General features: G+C 61.6%; 23 protein-coding genes. 5 read left to right on the top strand and 18 right to left on the bottom strand.

What is annotated here, in order from left to right; genetic code table 11:
* Positions 1-8: 8 nt before the first annotated feature.
* Positions 9-614, bottom strand: coding sequence for a LuxR C-terminal-related transcriptional regulator (locus KJY40_RS17050; RefSeq protein WP_230731329.1), 606 nt, complete (start codon positions 612-614; stop codon positions 9-11).
* A gap of 114 nt (positions 615-728) precedes the next feature.
* On the opposite strand from KJY40_RS17050, the gene KJY40_RS17045 reads away from it, so the two are divergent.
* On the top strand, positions 729-2,366 hold the full coding sequence (locus KJY40_RS17045) for an ATP-binding response regulator (RefSeq protein ID WP_230731327.1): 1,638 nt from the start codon (positions 729-731) through the stop codon (positions 2,364-2,366).
* Here the strand turns inward: KJY40_RS17045 and yecR are convergent.
* From yecR to KJY40_RS17015, 6 genes are all read right to left on the bottom strand, one after another.
* The gene (yecR, locus tag KJY40_RS17040; protein ID WP_230731325.1) at positions 2,338-2,646 is read right to left on the bottom strand and encodes a YecR family lipoprotein; all 309 of its coding nucleotides are present in this window, start codon (positions 2,644-2,646) and stop codon (positions 2,338-2,340) included. The two genes, KJY40_RS17045 and yecR, sit on opposite strands and share 29 nt — an antisense overlap.
* A 60-nt stretch (positions 2,647-2,706) precedes the next feature.
* Positions 2,707-3,021 (bottom strand): hypothetical protein, encoded by a 315-nt coding sequence (locus KJY40_RS17035; RefSeq protein WP_230731324.1) that lies wholly within the window; start codon positions 3,019-3,021, stop codon positions 2,707-2,709.
* 425 nt (positions 3,022-3,446) lie between these two features.
* Positions 3,447-3,713 (bottom strand): hypothetical protein, encoded by a 267-nt coding sequence (locus tag KJY40_RS17030; protein WP_230731323.1) that lies wholly within the window; start codon positions 3,711-3,713, stop codon positions 3,447-3,449.
* 687 nt (positions 3,714-4,400) lie between these two features.
* Complete coding sequence (locus KJY40_RS17025; RefSeq protein WP_011334626.1) at positions 4,401-5,579, bottom strand: cystathionine gamma-synthase; 1,179 nt, start codon at positions 5,577-5,579, stop codon at positions 4,401-4,403.
* Complete coding sequence (locus KJY40_RS17020; RefSeq protein ID WP_230731322.1) at positions 5,576-6,952, bottom strand: pyridoxal-phosphate dependent enzyme; 1,377 nt, start codon at positions 6,950-6,952, stop codon at positions 5,576-5,578. The genes KJY40_RS17025 and KJY40_RS17020 overlap by 4 nt, the downstream gene beginning before the upstream one ends.
* 258 nt (positions 6,953-7,210) lie before the next feature.
* On the bottom strand, positions 7,211-8,146 hold the full coding sequence (locus KJY40_RS17015) for a Ppx/GppA family phosphatase (RefSeq protein WP_230731321.1): 936 nt from the start codon (positions 8,144-8,146) through the stop codon (positions 7,211-7,213).
* A 295-nt stretch (positions 8,147-8,441) separates the two neighbouring features.
* Between KJY40_RS17015 and KJY40_RS17010 the strand changes: the two genes are divergently transcribed.
* Together KJY40_RS17010 and map are read left to right on the top strand one after the other, a co-directional pair.
* Positions 8,442-8,702: a ParD-like family protein gene (locus KJY40_RS17010; RefSeq protein ID WP_039766896.1), complete on the top strand. Its 261-nt coding sequence runs from the start codon at positions 8,442-8,444 to the stop codon at positions 8,700-8,702.
* A complete protein-coding gene (gene map, locus KJY40_RS17005; RefSeq protein WP_230731320.1) occupies positions 8,699-9,490 on the top strand; it encodes a type I methionyl aminopeptidase in 792 nt (263 codons plus the stop codon). Before KJY40_RS17010 ends, map begins: the two co-directional genes overlap by 4 nt.
* A 149-nt stretch (positions 9,491-9,639) precedes the next feature.
* Here map and KJY40_RS17000 read toward each other — a convergent pair whose 3' ends face one another.
* From KJY40_RS17000 to ribBA, 5 genes are all read right to left on the bottom strand, one after another.
* The gene (locus KJY40_RS17000) at positions 9,640-10,794 is read right to left on the bottom strand and encodes an ABC transporter ATP-binding protein (RefSeq protein ID WP_230731319.1); all 1,155 of its coding nucleotides are present in this window, start codon (positions 10,792-10,794) and stop codon (positions 9,640-9,642) included.
* A 17-nt stretch (positions 10,795-10,811) separates the two neighbouring features.
* A complete protein-coding gene (locus KJY40_RS16995; RefSeq protein WP_007957396.1) occupies positions 10,812-11,621 on the bottom strand; it encodes an ABC transporter permease in 810 nt (269 codons plus the stop codon).
* A 6-nt stretch (positions 11,622-11,627) separates the two neighbouring features.
* The gene (locus KJY40_RS16990) at positions 11,628-12,572 is read right to left on the bottom strand and encodes an ABC transporter permease (RefSeq protein WP_230737713.1); all 945 of its coding nucleotides are present in this window, start codon (positions 12,570-12,572) and stop codon (positions 11,628-11,630) included.
* A complete protein-coding gene (locus tag KJY40_RS16985; protein WP_230731318.1) occupies positions 12,569-13,594 on the bottom strand; it encodes an ABC transporter substrate-binding protein in 1,026 nt (341 codons plus the stop codon). The genes KJY40_RS16990 and KJY40_RS16985 overlap by 4 nt, the downstream gene beginning before the upstream one ends.
* 166 nt (positions 13,595-13,760) lie before the next feature.
* On the bottom strand, positions 13,761-14,870 hold the full coding sequence (ribBA, locus tag KJY40_RS16980) for a bifunctional 3,4-dihydroxy-2-butanone-4-phosphate synthase/GTP cyclohydrolase II (protein ID WP_064380429.1): 1,110 nt from the start codon (positions 14,868-14,870) through the stop codon (positions 13,761-13,763).
* A gap of 65 nt (positions 14,871-14,935) precedes the next feature.
* Between ribBA and KJY40_RS16975 the strand changes: the two genes are divergently transcribed.
* Both KJY40_RS16975 and KJY40_RS16970 read left to right on the top strand, forming a co-directional pair.
* Positions 14,936-15,229, top strand: coding sequence for a DUF1330 domain-containing protein (locus KJY40_RS16975; protein WP_230731316.1), 294 nt, complete (start codon positions 14,936-14,938; stop codon positions 15,227-15,229).
* A 139-nt stretch (positions 15,230-15,368) separates the two neighbouring features.
* Complete coding sequence (locus KJY40_RS16970; RefSeq protein ID WP_230731315.1) at positions 15,369-15,851, top strand: hypothetical protein; 483 nt, start codon at positions 15,369-15,371, stop codon at positions 15,849-15,851.
* Between the two features lie 57 nt (positions 15,852-15,908).
* Here the strand turns inward: KJY40_RS16970 and KJY40_RS16965 are convergent, their stop codons facing one another.
* The 6 genes from KJY40_RS16965 to KJY40_RS16935 form a co-directional block, all read right to left on the bottom strand.
* Positions 15,909-16,472: an NUDIX hydrolase gene (locus tag KJY40_RS16965; RefSeq protein WP_011334615.1), complete on the bottom strand. Its 564-nt coding sequence runs from the start codon at positions 16,470-16,472 to the stop codon at positions 15,909-15,911.
* Between the two features lies 1 nt (position 16,473).
* Entirely contained in the window at positions 16,474-17,226 is a 753-nt protein-coding gene (locus KJY40_RS16960) for a GntR family transcriptional regulator (protein ID WP_085603063.1), read from the bottom strand.
* A gap of 58 nt (positions 17,227-17,284) precedes the next feature.
* Positions 17,285-17,674: a carboxymuconolactone decarboxylase family protein gene (locus KJY40_RS16955; RefSeq protein ID WP_007968634.1), complete on the bottom strand. Its 390-nt coding sequence runs from the start codon at positions 17,672-17,674 to the stop codon at positions 17,285-17,287.
* Positions 17,675-17,810: 136 nt separating this feature from the next.
* Positions 17,811-18,296, bottom strand: coding sequence for a flavin reductase family protein (locus KJY40_RS16945; RefSeq protein WP_230731313.1), 486 nt, complete (start codon positions 18,294-18,296; stop codon positions 17,811-17,813).
* A gap of 12 nt (positions 18,297-18,308) precedes the next feature.
* Positions 18,309-19,790, bottom strand: a complete 1,482-nt coding sequence (locus KJY40_RS16940) for an aldehyde dehydrogenase (protein WP_230731312.1) — start codon at positions 19,788-19,790, stop codon at positions 18,309-18,311.
* Positions 19,787-20,620 (bottom strand): alpha/beta fold hydrolase, encoded by an 834-nt coding sequence (locus KJY40_RS16935; protein WP_085603067.1) that lies wholly within the window; start codon positions 20,618-20,620, stop codon positions 19,787-19,789. The genes KJY40_RS16940 and KJY40_RS16935 overlap by 4 nt, the downstream gene beginning before the upstream one ends.
* Between the last annotated feature and the right edge of the window lie 3 nt (positions 20,621-20,623).

Below are 20,623 nucleotides of genomic sequence, written 5' to 3'. Positions count from 1 at the left end.
TTCCAGCGCTAACCCGCGCCGGAATACTTGACTGCCGCCGCTGCCCGCGACGGCACGTTGAGCACCCGCAACAACGACGACACATGAATCCGCACCGTGAATGGCGAAATATCCAGTTCACGGGCGATTTCCTTGTTGGTCTTACCCTGGGCAATCAGCCGCAACACCTCTTGCTGACGCGGGGTGAGGGCGGTGCCGGTGTCCAGCGGCAGCAGGCCGGACGGGGCGAATTTGACCAGTACCTCACCTTCACGAATCGCCCGGATCGTCTGACCGATCTCGTCGGGGGCGATGTTCTTGCCAATGAAACCATCGATGCCAGCCGCCATGACGTCTCCGATCAGCGCCTCGTCATCGACCATCGACACGACGATCAGGGTGGTTCGCGGCAAACGCCGGCGCAGTTCCGCGAGCTGGCTGACACAGGTCAGGCCGGGAAAGCGCAGGTCGAGAATCAAGGTGTCGGGCTCATCGCCGGCCGGCAGCAGGGCGAGCACGGTGTCGAGGTCGCCGGCCTCTTCGATCAGGGCTTCGGGCAGCACGCGCTGGACAGTGCGCAGCAGCGCTTCGCGAAACAACGGGTGATCGTCGGCTATGATGATTCGGCACGCCATGGCAAAACCCTCCCTGGGTCAGCATTTCTCACGGCATGCACCTTAGCACCGGGCGAAGGCATTGCCTGTTGATTCGTGCTGTTTATGACGACTGCCGCACAAGGACGTTCCCCCATGAAGTTCGAAAAGAACACCGAGCTCGACCAGGCCAATCTGCGCATCATCATCGCCAGCATTGCGCTGGTTTACATGGCCGTGCTCGGTTTCCTGCCAGGCCAGCGCTTCGATACCTATCTGCCGGTGGTCACCTACATTTCCCTGTTTCTGTCGGCGTCCGTCGTGCTGCGCCAGGCCATCGTGCGCTGGCCGGGGCATTATCCGGCGCGGCGGATTTTCGGCATGCTCCACGATTACACCGGCACCGGTTTCGGGCTGGTGGTCGGTGGCGAGGCGGCGTTGCCCATCTATGCCGTCATGGTCTGGGTCAATCTCGGCAACGGCATGCGCTACGGCTCGCGCTACCTGGCAATCGCCACGGTGTTGGCGTTGCTGGCGCTGTTGGCGGTCTATCGTTTGACGCCGTACTGGCAGGCGCAACCGTTCATGGTGTTGATGCTGATGATCACCAGCACGGTGATTCCGGTGTATGCGCACTTGCTGCTAGAACGCACGCGCAAGGCATCGGAAGAAGCGGTCGCTGCGAACCTTGAGAAGTCGCGTTTCCTGGCTCAGGCCAGTCATGACCTGCGTCAGCCGATCCACTCCATCGGGTTGTTTACCGCCTGCCTGCGCGAATCGAGACTGGGCGAGGAGGAGCGGCGGCTGGTGGACAGCATCGACCGTTCGCTGCTTAACGTATCGCAGCTGTTTCGTTCGATTCTCGATCTCTACACCCTCGACAACGGGCGGATTCTGCCCCGCTTGCAGACATTTGAGTTGGGCGAATGGCTAACGGATCTGATCCGCCAGAATGCCGAAGCCGCACGTTGGGCGGGCGTGGAGTTGCGCCTGCGGCGTTGTGAGCATTGGGTGCGCACTGATCCGGCGCTGCTCGCGACGATGGTGCAGAACGTGCTCTCCAATTGTTTCAAGTACGGCGCGCACCGGCCGGTGCTGATCGGTGTGCGCAAGCACGGCGCGGGGGTGGCGATCGCGATCTATGACCGCGGCAACGGCATCGCTGAAGAGCATTTGCCCAAGGTGTTCGAGGAGTTTTATCGGGTTCGTCAGCTGCGCGACAAGGACGTCGAAGGCGTGGGCCTGGGGCTGTCGATTGTCCGGCGTCTGGGTCAGTTGATCGGTGTCAACGTTGCGATCCGCTCACGGCTGGAGCATGGCACGGCGGTGACCTTGCATGGGCTGCCACTGGCGCCGCCGCAGATACCGGTCAATCGTGAGGAGGCTCGGCAGGTCGGACTACTGACGGGGTTGAAGGTGTGTCTGGTGGAGGATGATCGCAACGTTCTGTTGGCGACCTCGGCGTTGCTCGAGCGATGGGGCTGCGTCGTGCAGGCTGAGCTGAGCGGGCAGGGCCTGGTCACGGACTGCGACATCATTGTTGCCGACTATGACCTCGGCTCCCACAGCACCGGCATCGAGTGCATCGATGAGGTTCGCCGTCAGCGAGGGTATGCGGTACCGGCCATGATCATCACCGGGCATGACATCGAAAAAATCCAGGCGGCCCTGCATGACCGGCAGATCGCCATTTTGTCCAAACCGGTACGCCCGGCCGAGCTGCGCGCGACCTTGCGTGCGCTGCGCGACCGGCAGACCGAAGCGCTCAGCGCTTACACAGATAGTCCTGCGTGATGGTAGTTTGCAGGCAGTTGTACTGGCCCATGGTGCGGCAGATGTTTTTCTCCGAGCCGGTCACTTCTGCGCTCTTGTAGCCCCAGACCTTGCAACGGCCTTCAGCCGTGGCCAACCCTTGGGCGGCGGAGGTTTGCCCGCTTTCGAACTGGCCCAGTTCATAGGAGACCTGGACAACACCGTCGGTCTTGCTGCCGCCGGTGGCTTCCCATTGTTTGGGAGTGGCGCAGCCGGTCAAAACGAGGGCCGCGAGGCTGAGGGTGGCGATGAGTGTTTTCATGATCGAGCGGAATCCTTTACCGGATGAGAAGAGGCGTTGGAACGGTTTTTCTGCGCCGGATTACTGGTACGGAATCGGCGACGCGCCTTTGGGCAGGCACGACAGCGGAGGCGTCATGATGCCCATGCTGGCGACGGCCATGATTACGCCGCTGGGCTGCTCGCAGTTGTATTCGCCGGCGGCGGTGTAGGCCGTGTAGTAGGTGAGGGTGCTGTCGTTGCGCACGTTGGCGATTTTGCTGACCGGTTGGCCAATGACCGTCTGGGCACGTTCTTTCATGCTGTCTTCGGTAGGTTTTACGGTCTGGCAACCGACGGCGCCGAGGAGCAGGGCACCGAGAACCGTGATCTTGGTGAGGCTGAGGTGCAGTTTCATGGTGTTTCTTCCTTGGTGTTGTTGTTTTTCCAGGCACAACGATCCCGCGCACTGCACAGAAGCAATGTTGGGGAGCGTCGGGGGTTGCGAGGGAATATAACGCCGGGGATCGGGGTGGTCGATTAGCACAAATGTGCTAGTGCGGCGCAACCAGCGGTGGGCTGGTTGCGCCGATAGCGGTTATTGAGGGCTGTTGAACTGGTCGGAATAGCTGCCGCTCATGAGGGCGGAAGCGACCTGGTCCGAACCGACGCCTGCGCGGGAATAGGCGAGCCGGCTGGCGCCGACCTTGTCTGCGCCATCGGCGGCGAGGGCGCCTGCGCCGACGTGGTCGGAGCCGTCAGAAGCAACGGCTCCAGCGCCGACGTGGTCGGAGCCGTCAGAGGCGACTGCTCCGGCACCTACGTGATCGGAACCGTCAGAAGCTACAGCTCCAGCGCCAACGTGATCCGCGCCATCAGAGGCGACAGCGCCTGCACCGACATGATCGGAACCGTCAGAGGCAACGGCGCCTGCGCCAACGTGATCCGCGCCATCAGAGGCGACAGCGCCTGCACCGACATGATCGGAACCGTCAGAGGCAACGGCGCCTGCGCCAACGTGATCCGCGCCATCAGAGGCGACAGCGCCTGCACCGACATGATCGGAACCGTCAGAGGCAACGGCTCCAGCGCCAACATGATCCGATCCATCAGAAGCCACCGCTCCCGCCCCCACATGATCCGCCCCATCCGACGCCAATGCCTGCGCCTTCGCAGCCCAGACACTGGGCATTGCCACCGTTGCCGCAACTGCCAGGACGAGGCCCGGCCAAAGCGAGTGCTTCATGATGTTCTCCACGCCCCATCAGCCACACAGCAACCGAGCATTACCCGTCATTCGTTGCTTGACGGAAGGCTCGTCGGCCCGGGGTCAACCAGATGATTGGTGAGTGGCACGGGGGCACCGGAGGGTGCACGGGTGTCGACGGTTTACAGGAAATCTGGACAGCGAACTGAAAAGTATAGTTCGCCCTTGGCGGGAGGCAGGCTGAAGGGCCGTGAAGGCGATAGTCGGTTCGCTTCCTTGCAAACGTGCGCTAGAAAACAATCAGTCTAAAAACCGCGTAGCGCAATGCAGCGTGTTTGCTAGGCTCAAGGATGTAGGCGAAGACGCAGACTGATGCGCAAGCGGATAGCGAGGAAGCGTTGGGCGCGTTCCGAAGGGTACACGGTTAGAAAGAACCCCGCGCTGGGTTCCAGCCCTTATGCCGTGTGAAGCAGCAGAGCACATTGCCTGTACTGTGGGAGTCCTGAGAAACCTCGTAAGCCAGAGACCAGCACTGGCCGCCTACTCAAACACCAAAGCCCGCTTCGTGCGGGCTTTGACGTTTTCGGGCTTTAGATACTGGCCAGCGCCTGCGCCAGATCCGCACGCAGGTCTTCGATGTCCTCGACGCCCACCGACAGACGCACCAGGCTGTCACCGATGCCAAGCTTGGCACGGGTTTCGGCCGGAATGGTCGCGTGAGTCATGATCGCCGGGTGCTCGATCAGGCTTTCCACACCGCCAAGGCTTTCGGCCAGAGCGAAGATCTGCACGTTCTCCAGGAAGCGCCGGGCGCCTGCCAGATCACTGTTCAGATCCAGGGAAATCATCCCGCCGAAACCACGCATCTGCCGCTTGGCCAGTTCGTGCTGCGGGTGCGATTCCAGGCCCGGGTAGTAGACGCGTTTGACCTGCGGCTGCTGTTCCAGCCAACGTGCCAGTTCCAGTGCGTTGCTGCAATGACGCTCCATACGCAGCGCCAGGGTCTTCACGCCGCGCAGGGTGAGGAACGCGTCGAACGGGCCGGAGATGGCACCGACGGCGTTTTGCAGGAAGCCCAGACGCTCGGCCAGCGCAGGATTGTCACCGACCACCGCGATCCCGCCGATTACGTCGGAGTGACCGTTGAGGTATTTGGTGGTCGAGTGCAGCACGATGTCGAAACCCAGTTCCAGCGGACGCTGGATCCACGGGCTGGCGAAGGTGTTGTCGGCCACGCAGATGATCCCGCGCGCCTTGCAGATGCGCGCGATGGCGGCGAGGTCGGACAGGCTCAGCAGCGGGTTGGTCGGAGTCTCGACCATGACCATGCGCGTGTCGTCCTGCAGCGACGCTTCGAACGCCGACAGGTCGGCCAGATCGACGTAGCTGAAACGATGCCCGGCACTGCGCTGGCGCACCTTGTCGAACAGGCGGAACGTGCCGCCGTACAGGTCATTGCCGGACACGATGTGCGAGCCGGCATCGATCAGTTCGAGCACCGTGGAAATCGTCGCCAGTCCGGACGCGAAGGCGAACGCCTGGGTGCCGCCCTCCAGATCCGCCACGCAACGCTCCAGGGCAAAACGCGTCGGGTTGTGCGAGCGGCCGTAGTCGAAACCCTTGTGCACGCCGGGGCTGTCTTGCAGGTACGTGGAGTTGGCGTAGATCGGCGGCATCAGCGCGCCGGTGGTCGGGTCCGGCGTTTGCCCGGCGTGGATCACGCGGGTGGCGAAACCCTGTTGACGGGCGTTCTTGTCGTGCTGGCTCATGCCAGGGATCTCCGTAATTGATTGAGCATGTCGACGCGGGTGATCAGGCCGTGGAAGCCTGAAGCGTCGGCGATGATGGCCACCAGGCCGCTGCTGAGCACGGCTTCCAGTTCAGCCAGCGTGGCGCCGGGAGCGAGGGTTTGCAACTTGTCCGTCATCGCGCTGGACACGGGTTTGCTGAAGAGCGAGGCGTCTTCGTGTACCCGCACCAGAATGTCCGATTCGTCGATCACGCCGACCAGTTGCTTGCCATCCACCAGCACCGGCAGTTGCGAAACGTCGGCCAGGCGCATGCGCTGGAAGGCGGTCATCAGCGTATCGTCCGGGCCGACGCTGACGACTTTGCCGTCTTCGAAGCGTCGGGCAATCAGGTCGCGCAGGTCGCCGTAGCGTTTGCGCTGCAACAGGCCCTGATCGGTCATCCACTGATCGTTGTAGACCTTCGACAGGTAGCGGGTGCCGGTGTCGCAGACGAAGCTGACCACGCGTTTCGGCTCGGTCTGTTCGCGGCAGTAACGCAGCGCGGCGGCGAACAGGGTGCCGGTGGACGAGCCACCGAGAATTCCCTCGGCTTTCAGCAGCTGGCGGGCGTGGTCGAAGCTTTCTTCGTCGCTGATCGAGTAGGCGCTGCGCACGCTCGACAGGTCGGTGATCGACGGAATGAAATCCTCGCCGATACCTTCCACCGCCCAGGATCCGGCGGTGCCCAAGTGCTTGCTGCGGCTGTATTCAGCCATCACCGAACCGACCGGGTCGGCCAGGACCATTTCAAGGTCAGGTTGCACACGTTTGAAGAAGCGGGTCAGACCGGTCAGGGTGCCGGCCGAACCGACACCGACCACGATCGCGTCCAGGTCATGCTCGGTCTGGGCCCAGATTTCCGGCCCGGTGCTGCACTCGTGGGCCAGCGGGTTGGCGGGGTTGTTGAACTGGTCGGCGAAGAACGCGCCGGGAATGTCCTTGGCCAGACGCGCGGCGACATCCTGGTAGTACTCGGGATGGCCCTTGCCGACATCGGAGCGGGTGATGTGCACTTCGGCGCCCATGGCCTTGAGGTGCAGAACTTTTTCGGTGGACATTTTGTCCGGCACCACCAGCACGACGCGGTAGCCTTTGGCGCGGCCGACCAGGGCCAGGCCCAGACCGGTGTTGCCGGCGGTGGCCTCGACGATCGTACCGCCCGGTTGCAGTCGACCGTCGCGCTCAGCGGCGTCGATCATGGCCAGACCGATGCGGTCCTTGATCGAACCGCCGGGGTTCTGTGATTCGAGTTTGAGAAACAGGGTGCAGGGACCGGTATCGAAGCGGGTGACTTGTACCAGCGGCGTATTGCCGATCAGCCCAAGTACGGCAGGGCGTGAATCCTTTGACATCTCTTCACCTCTTTGTGGTGTTGATCGCGTTCCATTCGCGGGGAAAAGCTCGCGTGCAACATAGGCTCTGACCTGAGCTGCCGCAACCTTTAAACGGCCGGAAATACAGCCATTTCGATCTAACGATAGAACGAAATCGGAGAGGGGAAGGAAGTGATTTGCAGGGGTTTATACGCAGGCGTCATCGAGTATTGAAAGGGCGTCTTCGGCGGCATGAAGCGCTTGATCCGGTAGTGAAAATCCTGCAGCGAAAATCGCTCAGTGATTGCTCATCAGGCCGTGCAGCACACCCAGTCGCAAGCCGGGTTCGGATGGCACCATTTGCGAGATGCCGAACACTTTGAACGCCGCCAGCATGACCACCAGGCCGCCGGGCAGGATGCTCTGGCGATGGGGTTGCAGGCCGGCCAGTTTCAGCTGTTGAACATTGCTGACTTCCAGCAGGCGCAACGTCAGCCGCAACAGACCGCCGTAGGTGATGCCGCTCTCGCCATGATCGTTCAGGCGATTGGCCTTGAGCACTTTGGCGAGCATCCGCGCGGTGCCCGAAGAGCCGATGGTCTGCTGCCAGCCCTGGGCGCGATAACGACGAGCGACCTTTTCGAATTGCAGAATGGCCACGCGTTCGGCTTCTTGCAGGGCGCCGGGGGAAATCTCACCGTTGCGGAAGAAGCGTGCGCTCAACGTACCGCTGCCGATGGCAATGCTTTCGGTCAAAAGCGGTTGAGAACCCTGGCCGAGAATCAGTTCGGTGGAGCCGCCGCCAATGTCGACCACCAGACGCATGTCATCGGCGACCGGCAGGGTGTGGGCCACACCGGTGTAGACCAGGCGCGCTTCTTCATGCCCGGAAATCACATCGATGCGAAAGCCCAGATGCCGCTCCGCACTGGCCAGAAACAGCTGCGCATTGTCCGCCTCGCGCACCGCGCTGGTGGCTACCGCTCGTACGCGACCGGGCTCGAAACCGCGCAGCTTCTTGCCGAACCGCGCCAGCGCCTGCCAGCCACGATCCAGCGCCATTTCATCCAGTGCCCGGCCATCGAAGCCTTCCGCCAGCCGCACCGGCTCGCGCAAGGTTTTGACCTCCTGAATCATGAAGCCCTTTCTGCTGCGCACCGACTGGCCAATCATCATGCGAAAGGCATTGGAACCGAGGTCGATGGCGGCAAACAGCGAGGTGTCTTCTTTCATGGGGATCCTTGCAAATCTTCCGTCGGGAGGCGCGGGACGGTTTGCGAGGATTCTGCCGTGGGTTCGATGACAACCTGATGACGCGGGCAGGGCGGTTCAGTGAATTCATCGCTGTCATGACACTGTCATTATCGGCTGCCCATACTTGGCCCCAATACATCGCGTGCTTTTCATGATTCGGCTGCCTTCCGGGCAGCTTTTTTTTGCCTGCGATTTACCGGGCACGGAACGTTTGCAATCCCGGGCGATACACGATTAATATACGATCCATATACACTTCGTATCGGAAATTGCCATGGGCATCGTAAAGATTTCAGAGGACATGCACGAGAATCTGCGCATCTCCAGCAACGCACTCAGCCGCTCGATCAACGCGCAGGCCGAACACTGGATGCGCATCGGCATGCTCGCCGAGCTGTATCCCGACCTGGACCATCACGCCATCTGCCGGTTGCTGATTCGCGCCGAACAGTCGGGCGGTCTGGATCTGCAACAAGTTTGTGCCCTGGCGGATGCCGCGCAGAACGCCTCGGTCAAAGAGGCGGTCAAGGCATGAGAAATCCGATCAAGATCAACACCCAGGCCGAAATCGCCCAGTCCCGCGAGGCCGGCAGACTGGCCGCCGAGGTGCTGGCGATGCTGGTGCCGCACGTCAAGGCTGGCGTCACCACCGATCAGCTCGACCAGTTGTGCAACGACTACATCGTCAATGTGCAGAAAGCGATTCCGGCCAACGTCGGTTACCACGGCTTCCCGAAAACCGTTTGCGCGTCGGTCAACGAGGTGGTGTGCCACGGCATTCCTTCGAAGCGCGTGTTGAAGGACGGCGATATCGTCAACCTCGACATCGCGGTGATCAAGGACGGCTGGTTCGGCGATACCAGCCGCATGTACGTGGTCGGAGAGCCGACACCCGAGGCGCGGCACCTGATCAAGACCACTTATGACGCCATGTGCGCGGGCATCCGCGTCGTCCGGCCGGGCGCCACGTTGGGTGATATCGGGCATGCGATCCAGACGCTGGCGGAGAAAGAAGGGTTCAGCGTGGTTCGCGAGTATTGCGGGCACGGGATCGGCAAGGTTTACCACGATGAGCCGCAGGTGCTGCATTACGGTTATCCGGAGCAGGGCTTGAAGTTGAAGGCGGGGATGATCTTCACCATCGAGCCGATGCTCAATGCCGGCAAGCGTCATGTGAAAAGTCTGGCGGATGGCTGGACGGTGGTGACCAAGGATCAATCGCTGTCGGCGCAGTGGGAGCACATGGTGGCGGTGACGGAGGACGGGTTTGAGGTGTTGACGGCCTGGCCTGATCAGATCGAAGGCTATCCGCCAGTCAACTGATTAGCGCAGAACTTGTGGGAGCGGCGGCGCGACGATTCGACTTGCCCGCGAAGGGGTCAGCAAATTCAGTATTGATGTTGAATGTGCGGGCCTCTTCGCGGGCAAGTCGCACCGCCGCTCCCACAGGGTTCCGTTGTTTTCTGAGGAACTTAGTGTGATCCGGCAGCTTTGTTAAGATCGCTTTCGGCCCACTCGGTATAGACGCAAGCATCCGCCGTCGCCCAGCGCACCCGAACCGGATCCCCAGTCTTCAACGGCATCCCCGCCGCCGACAATGCTTTCACGGTCATGGACGTGCCACTCGACGTGACCACACTGCAAGTCTGGCTCTCACCCAGAAACAGCACCTCAACCACCTTCGCCGAAACCTCGTTCCAGCCCGCCGCCAACGGCTCGTCATTCGCCTGCTGCACGCTCAACGCCAAGGCCTTTTCCGGACGCACCATCAGCAAAACATCCTGCCCGGTCTGCAATCCAGCGGTCAGTCGAATCGAAAGCGACTGACCTTCAAAACTCGCCGCCGCGTTGCCCTGCGCCTTGAGCTTGAGGAAGTTCGAGTTACCCAGAAACGACGCCACAAACGCATTCGGCGGATTCTGATAAAGGTCATAACCGCTGCCGAGCCCGACAATCTTGCCGTGACTGAAAATCGCGATGCGCTGGGACAGGCGCATGGCTTCTTCCTGATCGTGGGTCACGTAAACGATGGTGATGCCGAGGCGACGATGCAGTTGACGCAATTCATCCTGCAAGTCTTCACGCAGTTTCTTGTCCAGCGCACCGAGGGGCTCGTCCATCAGCAGAATGCGCGGTTCGTAAACCAGCGCCCGTGCGATGGCGACCCGTTGCTGCTGGCCGCCAGACAGCTGTGAAGGGCGGCGATGGGCGAATTGTTCCAGCTGCACCAGTTTCAGCATCGCATCGACGCGTTTGTCGCGTTCGGCTGCAGCGAGTTTGCGGATCGCCAGCGGGAACGCGATGTTGTCGCGCACCGACAAATGCGGGAACAGCGAATAACGCTGGAACACCATGCCGATGTCGCGCTTGTGCGGCGGCACATTCACCAGCGACTGGCCGTTGACCAGGATCTCGCCGCTGCTCGGGGTTTCGAAGCCGGCGAGCATCGACAGCGTAGTGCTTTTGCCCGAGCCGCTGGAGCCGAGGAAGGTGAGGAATTCGCCGTCCTTGATGTCCAGCGAGATATTGTCCACGGCGGCGAAATCGCCGTAGTGCTTGTTCAGGTTGCGCAGGCTGACCAGGGGTTTGTCGTTCTGCTGGGATGCGTCTTTGATCACGGCACTCATGTCGTACTCCTGGGCGCTCAGGCGCTGATTTCGTTGCGCCGGCGCAGGGCGGCGGCGATCACCATGACCAACACCGACAGGCCGATCAGCAGCGTCGAAGCGACGGCGATCACGGGCGTCAGGTCCTGGCGCAGGGTGGTCCACATTTTCACGGGAAGGGTTTGCAGGGTCGGGCTGGCCATCATCACGCTGAGCACCACTTCGTCCCACGAAACCAGGAAGGCGAAGAGGGCGCCGGCCACCATCCCCGGGCGAATCGCCGGGAAGGTCACCTTGAACACCGCTTGCAGGCGTGACGCGCCGCAGATCACCGCCGCATCTTCAATCGACTGATCGAACAGCTTCAGCGAGTTGATGATCGAGATGATGGTGAACGGCAGTGCGACGATCACATGGCTGACGACGAAGGCGAACATCGTGCCGGTGTAGCCGAGCTTGAGGAACAGCGCGTACACCGCCACCGCGATGATCACCAGCGGCACGATCATCGGCAGGGTGAACAGGCCGTAGAGCATTTCCCGGCCGGGGAAGCGTCCGCGCACCAGCGCAAAGGCCGTCGGCAAACCGAGGGCGACGGCGCAGATCGTGGTCAGCACCGCGACCTTGAGGCTGGCCAGCGCTGCGCTCATCCAGTCGGCGTTGGAGAAGAACTGCACGTACCATTTCAGCGTCCAGCCCGGCGGCGGGAACACCAGCCACTGAGACGAACCGAACGACAGCAGGACGATGAACACGATCGGCAACAGCAGGAACAGGCCGATCAGCCCGGTGGTGAAATACAGGCCGAAGCGCATCCGGCGACTCATGGCATTGGGCGTCAGGAGCATGTCGGTTTACCTCGCGTTACTGGCGCCAACCGGGGATTCCGGCTGCAGCTTCAGGTAGACGTAAAACAGCACCAGCGTGATGACGATCAGCAACGCGGCGCCGGCGCTGGCCAGGCCCCAATTGAGGAACGACTGCACCTGCTGAATGATGAATTCCGGCAGCATCATGTTCTGCGCCCCGCCCAGCAGCGCCGGGGTGACGTAGTAACCGAGCGACATCACGAACACCATCAACCCGCCGGACGCCAGGCCCGGCCGGCACAGCGGCAGGAACACCCGGAAGAAATTGGTCCAGGGACTCGCGCCGCAGATCGAGCCGGCCTGCAGGATCATCGGGTCGATGGCCTGCATGGTCGCCTGCAACGGCAGCACGATGAACGGGATCATGATGTAGCTCATGCCGATCACCACACCGGTCAGGTTGTGCACCATTTCCAGCGGCTGATCGATGATGCCCAGCGCCATCAGCGCCTTGTTGATCACACCCGAAGCCTGCAGCAACACCAACCACGAATAAGTGCGGGCGAGGAGGCTGGTCCACATCGACAACAGCACGATGTTGAGGATCCAGCGGCCCCAGCCCCGTGGCACCAGGGTGATTACCCAGGCCAGCGGAAAGCCCAGCAGCAGGCTGAACACGGTCACCAGTCCGGCCACCGAAAAGGTGTTGAACAGCACCCGTGCGTACGCCGAGTTGGCGAACAGTTGTTCATAGTTGCCAAGGCCCGGCACCGGTTCCAGCACGCCGCGCAGCAACAAGCCAATCAACGGCGCAAGAAAGAACAGGCCGAGGAACAACAGCGCCGGCGCGAGATTGCCGGCGCCGCGCCAGCGTTGCTTGAGGGACGGGGCTTGCGCCATGGCACTCGCCTTGCCTGACGCCGGGCCGGCAGCGCTGGCGGCGCTCCCGGTGGCAGTGGAGGGACGGGACGCGGTGGCCGCCATTTTCATTTGACCAGCCATTCGTTCCACCGTGTCGCGATGGCCTGGCCGTTCTTGGCCCAGTACGCGAAATCAAGAGTGATCTGATCCTTAGCGTAGGCAGTCGGCAGGTTCGGGGCCAGCGTCGAGTCCAGACGCGCCACGCTGTCGACGTTGACCGGGGCGTAGGCGGTCAGGTTGGAGAAGTCAGCCTGGCCTTTGGCACTGCTGGCGCTGGCCAGGAACTTCATCGCCGCGTCCTTGTTTTTCGAGCCTTTTGGCACCACCAGAATGTCGGCCATGACCAGGTTCTGTTTCCAGCTCACGCCGACCGGTGCGCCGTCTTCTTGCAGGGCGTGGATCCGGCCGTTCCAGAACTGGCCCATGCTCGCTTCACCGGAGGCCAGCAGTTGCTGCGACTGCGCGCCACCGCCCCACCAGACGATGTCTTTCTTGATGGTGTCGAGTTTCTTGAAGGCGCGGTCCAGGTCCAGCGGGTAGAGCTTGTCGGCCGGTACGCCGTCGGCGAGCAGGGCCAGTTCGAGCACGCCGGGGCTTGGCCATTTATAGAGGGCGCGTTTGCCGGGGAAGGTCTTGGTGTCGAACAGCGCGCTCCAGTCCTGCGGTTTGTTGGCGCCGAGCTTGCCCTCGTTGTAGCCGAGGACGAAGGAGAAGAAGAACGAGCCGACGCCATGGTCGCTGACGAAACGCGGGTCGATCTTGTCGCGCTGGATCTGTTTGAAATCGAGGGGTTCGAGCAGGCCTTCGGCAGCGGCGCGCAGGGCGAAGTCGGCTTCAACGTCGACCACGTCCCATTGCACGTTGCCGCTTTCGACCATGGCCTTGAGTTTGCCGTAGTCGGTCGGGCCGTCCTGCACGACGGTGATGCCGCTGGCCTTGCTGAACGGATCGGCCCAGGCCTGTTTCTGCGCATCCTGGGTGCTACCGCCCCAGCTGACAAAGTTCACACTCTCGGCGGCCATCGCGGCCTGACCGGTCACGCTCAGCAGTCCCGCGAAAAAGATCGCAGTTGCAGCTTTGTTCAACACCATTTTTACGCCCTCATTGTTGTGTTTTTGAGCGGGCTTGCGTTGTTGCCCGCCTGTCGGGAGCAGTAGCTGGACGATTTTTCAGGTCGTCCGGTCTATGGAATATCATATTATGGTATTCCAAGCTTTGTGCAAGCACTTTGCCTTACCGGCTATCTGGCAAACGGGGTTATTCGGTGAACGGAATACTCTCGACCACCTCAAGATCGTAGCCAGTCAACCCGGCATATTTCAGCGGCGGCCCCAGGTGGCGCAGCTTGCCGACGCCCAGGTTCTGCAGAATCTGCGCCCCGGTGCCGACCTCCGAATAGATTCGCGATTGCGAACGACTGAACTGCCGTGGCGGTTGAGTCAGTTGCGGAATGCGCTCCAGCAGCGCCTGGGAAGATTCATGATTGGCCAGCACCACGACCACGCCATGCCCCTCGGCCGCGACCCGTTGTAACGCTGCCCACAACGTCCAGTTCGTCGGCCCGCTATACTCGGCGCCCACCAGATCGCGCAACGGATCGATCACATGCACGCGCACCAGCGTCGGTTCCTCACGGCGCAATTCACCCATGACCATCGCCATGTGCACGCCGCCTTCGATGCGATCTTCGAAGGTGATCAAACGGAACGTGCCATGCACCGTCGGCAACTCCCGTTCGCCGATGCGCTCGATGGTGTGTTCGGTGCTCAGGCGATAGTGGATCAGGTCGGCGATGGTGCCGATCTTGATTCCGTGCTTGCGCGCAAAGACTTCCAGATCCGGGCGGCGGGCCATAGTGCCGTCGTCATTCATCACCTCGACGATCACTGAAGCGGGCGTAAAACCCGCCAACCGCGCCAGATCACAACCGGCCTCGGTGTGACCAGCGCGGGTCAGCACGCCACCTTCCTTGGCGCGCAGCGGGAAGATATGGCCGGGCTGCACCAGGTCTTCTGCGCGGGCATTTGGCGCCACCGCAGCGGCAACTGTACAAGCGCGGTCAGCGGCGGAAATGCCGGTCGTCACGCCGACCGCCGCTTCGATAGAAACCGTGAACGCCGTGCTGAACACGCTGCCATTACTCGGCACCATCTGCTCCAGCCCCAGGCGCTGGCAATGATCGTCAGTCAACGTCAGGCAGATCAGACCGCGTGCCTCACGAGCCATGAAACTGATCGCCTCGGGCGTGCAACGGTCGGCGGCCAGCAGCAGGTCGCCTTCGTTTTCCCGATCCTCGTCATCGACCAGCAACACCATTTTGCCGAGGCGATAATCTTCGATGATTTCTTCGATGCTGTTGAAGGCCATGCTGGACTCTCGATCTGGATGAAATTCGTGGTATACCATAATACAAAATCAACCAAGAGGTCACTATGAAGGCGTACTGGATTGCTCACGTGGACATCACCGATCCCGATCACTACAGCCAATACACGCAGCGCGCGCCGAAAGCGTTCGCCGAGTTCGGCGCGAAGTTTTTAGCCAGAGGCGGGCGCAGCGAAGCGATGGAAGGGCGGACGACGCCCCAGCGCAGCGTGGTGATTGAATTCGACAGTTATGAGCAGGCCGTGGCGTGCTACCACTCGGCGGCATATCAGGAAGCGAAGAGCTACCGCGAGGAATGGGCGCGGGCGGAGATCATTATTGTGGAAGGGATGGTGCCGTAACGGCTTGCCCACAAGCCCTCAGGAACTACAGAATCGAACGCGGCCGCGATCTTTTGATATTTTTTCTGGATCAGGAGATCGCCCGCCGGACGGAATTTAATGCCTGCGGTTTTGCACGATGTGCTCTAAGGGAATATTGATGCGCATGACAAAAGGAATGTTTACAGGTAGGCGAGCAGGCCTCTGGCTAGTGGCTGCGCTGTCTGTAAATGCAGTCTTTCTGGCTTTTCTGATTTTCGGGAACAGTGCGAAGGGACGCGATCTGGAGATGGTTAAAACCAAAGAACCCCTGCTGATCGAAGGGCAAGCTGGCGATGACAATTACTATGTCCTGCCGATGGGGACAACGCTATATCACGATAAAAGCTTTCCTGAAGGGCACGATCGTTATGTTGTGTATCTGAATCACAAAGGTGCCATTGCCCACGAAGAAGTCCCAATGAAGCCCGAATATGGCGGTTCTTTTATCGATCCTCTTTGGCTGGCCAATATTGATGCCGATACCTTGAAAGACATTTTCAAGCGTTTCCCGCTCTCCAAGAAAGACATCTCCGCTGCTCTCAAAGCCAATGAAATCACCAAAGATGATCTGGCGGATATCATTCGTGCGATGCCGGATTGAGTGAACAGCTGTCGAGGACCCGGGCCCAGCTCTGCATCTCTGGCAAGTGACGTTTAATCAACGCATGAAATGAATCTTGCCGCTGTCGTCATTGCCCATGTACATGCCATACACCCCGGCCTGGCGTTCCTCGATGTAGCGTTCGAGGATCTGCCGGATCGCCGGGTAGTAGATCTGCTCCCACGGGATGTCTTCGGGGGCGAAGAATTTGCAGGCGAGGGTTTCCGGGCCGTACTCGCCAGTGATTTCCAGCGCGAGGGCGCGGAAGATGATGTAGACCTCGCTGATCTTCGGCACGCTGAAGATCGAATACGGTGAGACGATTTCCGCGCGTACGCCGCTTTCTTCCCAGACTTCGCGCAGGGCCGCCTGTTCGGTGGTTTCGCCGCTTTCCATGAAACCGGCGGGTAGGGTCCAGGTGCCGGGGCGCGGGGGAATCGCCCGTTGGCACAAGAGGTATTTGCCGTCCTGCTCGATGATGCAGCCGGCGATGATCTTCGGGTTCACATAGTGGATGTAGCCGCAGCCGCGGCACATCAGGCGCTCGTGCGTATCGCCCGGCGGTACCTGCTGACCGAGGTCAGCGCCACCGCATTTCGGGCAAAAGCTCGGGCTGAACATGTCAGTGACCTATGCGCGGTTCTTTCAGCGCGATGGGCAGGGTGATTGGCGGAGTGGCGCCGGTCTCTTCCTGTTTGCGCTTGAGGTAATCAAGGGCCACGGCGGCTGCGGCGCGAACGTGATCGACGCACGCCTGATGCGCCGCCAGCGGATCGCCGCTCTTGATCGCCTCGACCATTTTTTCCATCTCGTGATTACTGGCGCCGCGACGGTTTTCCTGCGACACCGACGTCGCACGCAGGTAGCTGATGCGCGCCTGCAACTGACGCAGCTGGGTGGCCGCGACATGGTTGCCCGAACCTTCCAGCAGCACGTCGTAGAAACCCTGCACCGAGTCGATCACCTGCTGCAGCTCGCCGTCCTTGAGCGCCTTGCGGTTCTCGTCGAGGGCTTTTTCCAGGGCCTTGATGTCCTTGGCCTTGGCGCGCAGGGTGAACAGCTGGACGATCAGGCCTTCGAGCACGCAGCGCAATTCATAGATGTCGACCGCATCGGCGAGGGTAATGATCGCCACGCGCGGGCCCTTGGCGTCGGCGAACTCCACCAGACCTTCGGATTCCAGGTGACGCAAGGCTTCACGCACCGACGTACGGCTCACGCCCAGGCGATCGCACAGATCGCGCTCCACCAGGCGATCGCCGGGCAGCAGCTGGAAGTTCATGATGGCGCTTCGCAGTTTATCCAGCACGATTTCGCGCAGGGTGACGGGGTTGCGATTGACCTTGAAGCTGTCGTCGAGTGGCAGGCGTTTCATGGGGTCCGCTCTTTAAGGTGGCTGTCCATGCCAGACGGGCATCAAAACAGCCGAGGGGTTAACTGGAGGCCTCGGCGTCGGCTTCGGCGAAGGCTTCACGGGCGAGCCGGAAACTGTCCACGGCTGCCGGGACGCCGCAATAAATACCGACCTGAAGCAGAATTTCGCGTATTTGCTCACGACTCAGGCCGTTACGCAAGGCGCCGCGCACATGCAGTTTCAGTTCGTGCGGGCGGTTGAGCGCCGAGATCATCGCCAGGTTGATCATGCTGCGCTCCTTGAGCGACAGGCCTTCGCGTCCCCAGACATGGCCCCAGCAGTATTCGGTGACCATTTCCTGGAGCGGGCGGGTGAAGTCGTCGGCGTTCTCGATCGAGCGCTGCACATAGGCTTCGCCCAGCACCTGGGTGCGGATCTTTAAACCCTTTTCATACTTCTCGTTACTCATAAATCCTCCAGTCACCACAATTCCCTTGTGGGAGCGGGCTTGCTCGCGAATGCGGTAGCTCATTCAACATAGGTGTCGGCTGACACGACGCCTTCGCGAGCAAGCCCGCTCCCACAGTGGGATTTGTGTGAATCTTTCAGGCCAGGGTCGGCAACGCGCCGAGCTTGCCCTTGTGATAAATCATCGGTGTCACCGGTTGCGCCGGCAGGATGAGGTTCTTCACCGCGCCAACGATGATCGCGTGGTCGCCGCCGTCGTATTCGCGCCACAGCTCGCACTCGATGATCGCCGTGGCCTTGGCGAGGATCGGGTTACCCAGTTCGCTCAAATGCCAGTCGATGCCGTCGGCCTTGTCCTTGCCTTTGCTGGCGAAGGCGTAGGCCTCGGCGGTCTGGTCGGCGGACAGCAAATGGATCGCGAAACGCTTGCTGTCGCGCAGCACCGGGTAGGTGTCGGAAGCGTAGTTGGGGCAGAACAGCACCAGCGCCGGATCAATCGACAGCGCACTGAAGGCGCTGGCGGTGATGCCGACGATGCCGCCGTCCGGGTCGAGGGTGGTGACCACCGTGACCCCGGACGGAAACGAGCTCATGACGTCTTTGTAAATGCCGGGTTCGATCATGTCGCAGGACTCCTAACGCATCACAAACGGATCAGGCATCGGTGCCTGGGAGAGGTTGATCCACACCGTTTTCAGTTCGGTGTAGGCCAGCACCGAATCGATGCCGCTTTCGCGTCCATAGCCACTGTTCTTGAAGCCGCCGATCGGTGCCATTGCCGACACCGCGCGGTAGGTGTTGACCCAGATGATCCCCGAACGCACGTCCCGGGCCAGACGATGGGCGCGGCCCAGATCGCGGGTCCAGATGCCGGCGGCGAGGCCGAACTGCGAGTCGTTGGCGATCGCCAGCGCTTCGGCTTCATCCTTGAAACGGATCACCGAGGCCACCGGACCAAAGACTTCTTCCTGCATGATCTTCATCGAGTTGCGGTCGCACTCGAACAGCGTCGGCTCATAGAACCAGCCATCGCCCACGCCGCTCGGGCGCTTGCCGCCCAGACGCAGGCGCGCACCTTCGGCAATCGCATCAGCCACCAGACTTTCAACCACCGCCAGTTGCTGCGCGGTGGCCATCGGGCCCATTTCGCTGCTGTCGTCCTGCGGGTTGCCGATGCGGATGCGCTTGGCGCGCTCCACCAATCGGCTGACGAATTCGTCGTAGATTTCATCCTGCACCAGCAGTCGCGAACCGGATACACAGCTCTGCCCGGACGCCGCGTAAATCCCGGCGATGGCGCCGTTGATCGCGCTGTCGAGATCGGCGTCGGCGAAGATGATGTTCGGTGACTTGCCGCCCAGTTCCAGCGACAGCTTGGCGAAGTTATCGGCACTGCTGCGTACCACATGCCGGGCCGTGGCCGCGCCGCCGGTGAAGGCGATCTTGCGGATCAGCGGATGACGGGTGAGGGCGGCGCCAGTGCTCGGGCCGTAGCCGGTGACGACGTTGACCACGCCCGGCGGAATCCCGGCTTCGAGGGCCAGACGCGCCAGCTCCAGAATGGTCGCCGAGGCATGCTCCGACGGCTTGATCACGATGGTGTTGCCCGCCGCCAATGCCGGCGCCAGTTTGATCGCGGTCAGATACAGCGGGCTGTTCCAGGGAATGATCGCGGCAACCACGCCCATGGCTTCGTGCACGGTGTAGGCGAACAGATCGGGTTTATCCAGCGGCAGGGTGCCGCCTTCGAGCTTGTCGGCGAGGCCGGCGGTGTAGTGGAAAAACTCCGGCAGATAACCGACCTGACCCCGGGTTTCACGGATCAGCTTGCCGTTGTCGCGGCTTTCCAGTTGCGCCAGTTGTTCCTTGTTTTCGGCGATCAGGTCACCGAGACGACGCAGCAGTTTGCCGCGCGCGGTGGCGGTCAAACCACGCCATGCCGGGCTGTCGAAAGCGGTCTGTGCCGCTTGCACGGCGCGTTCAACGTCGGCTTCATCCGCGTCGGGCAGTTCGGCCCAGGGTTCGGCCAGCGCCGGGTTGAGGCTTTCGAAAGTCTTGCCGGAGAGGGCGTCGACCCATTCTCCGCCGATGCACATCTGGAAGCGTGCGAGCGTCATGCAACGATCCCCTTTATATGGTTTTGTCGGGCGTGTGCGGTGTCGAGAAATTCCAGCAGCGTCTGGTTTACCAGCCGAGGCGACTCTACCGGCATCATATGCCGTTGCTCAGGCAGCACGGCAACCTTCGCACCGGGAATGCGCGCGGCCAGTTGCTCGGCCATTTCCGGGGTCGATCCGGGGTCCAGTTCGCCAGTGGCGATCAGCGTCGGCGCCTGGATGCTGCCCAGGTCGTCGGCGCGGTACATGTCCTGGGTGGCGAACAGTTCATAGGTGGTCAGGTAACCCTGCGGGTCATTGCCGGCGAGAGTCTGGCGGATCGCAGCGATCTGCGCCGGGTTGGCCGCCTGATATTCACGGCTGAACCAGCGTGACAGCGCCGCTTCGGCATTCGCGTCCGGCCCGTGTTCGGCAGCCTGCGCGGTACGGGCGATGACCCCGGCGCGCTGCTCTTCGCTGCGGTTGAACACGCTGTTGAGCACCACCAGGCTTTTCAGACGTTCCGGGTAATGCAGGGCAAACGCCCGCGCCACCAGACCGCCCATGGAAAAACCGATCACCGACGCCTCGGGCAATTGCAGGTGGTCGAGCAGCTCCAGCAACTGATCGGCATAGCCGAGCAGGGCGGTGCCGCTGGCCGGTCGCGGGCTGGCGCCATGGCCGAGCATGTCGTAGGCGATCACCCGGTATTGCGTGGCCAGGCCAACGATCTGGCCGCCCCACATTTCTTTGTTCAGGCCCACGCCGTGGATCAACACCACGGGTTGGCCTTGGCCGGTCGCCAGATAACTGGTGCCGGCCGGGGTGAGTTCAGCGGTGAGCCGAATCATGGA

Source organism: Pseudomonas fitomaticsae (assembly GCF_021018765.1).
Taxonomy (GTDB): Bacteria; Pseudomonadota; Gammaproteobacteria; order Pseudomonadales; family Pseudomonadaceae; genus Aquipseudomonas; species Aquipseudomonas fitomaticsae.
This window is presented reverse-complemented; position numbering and strand designations above follow the sequence as displayed.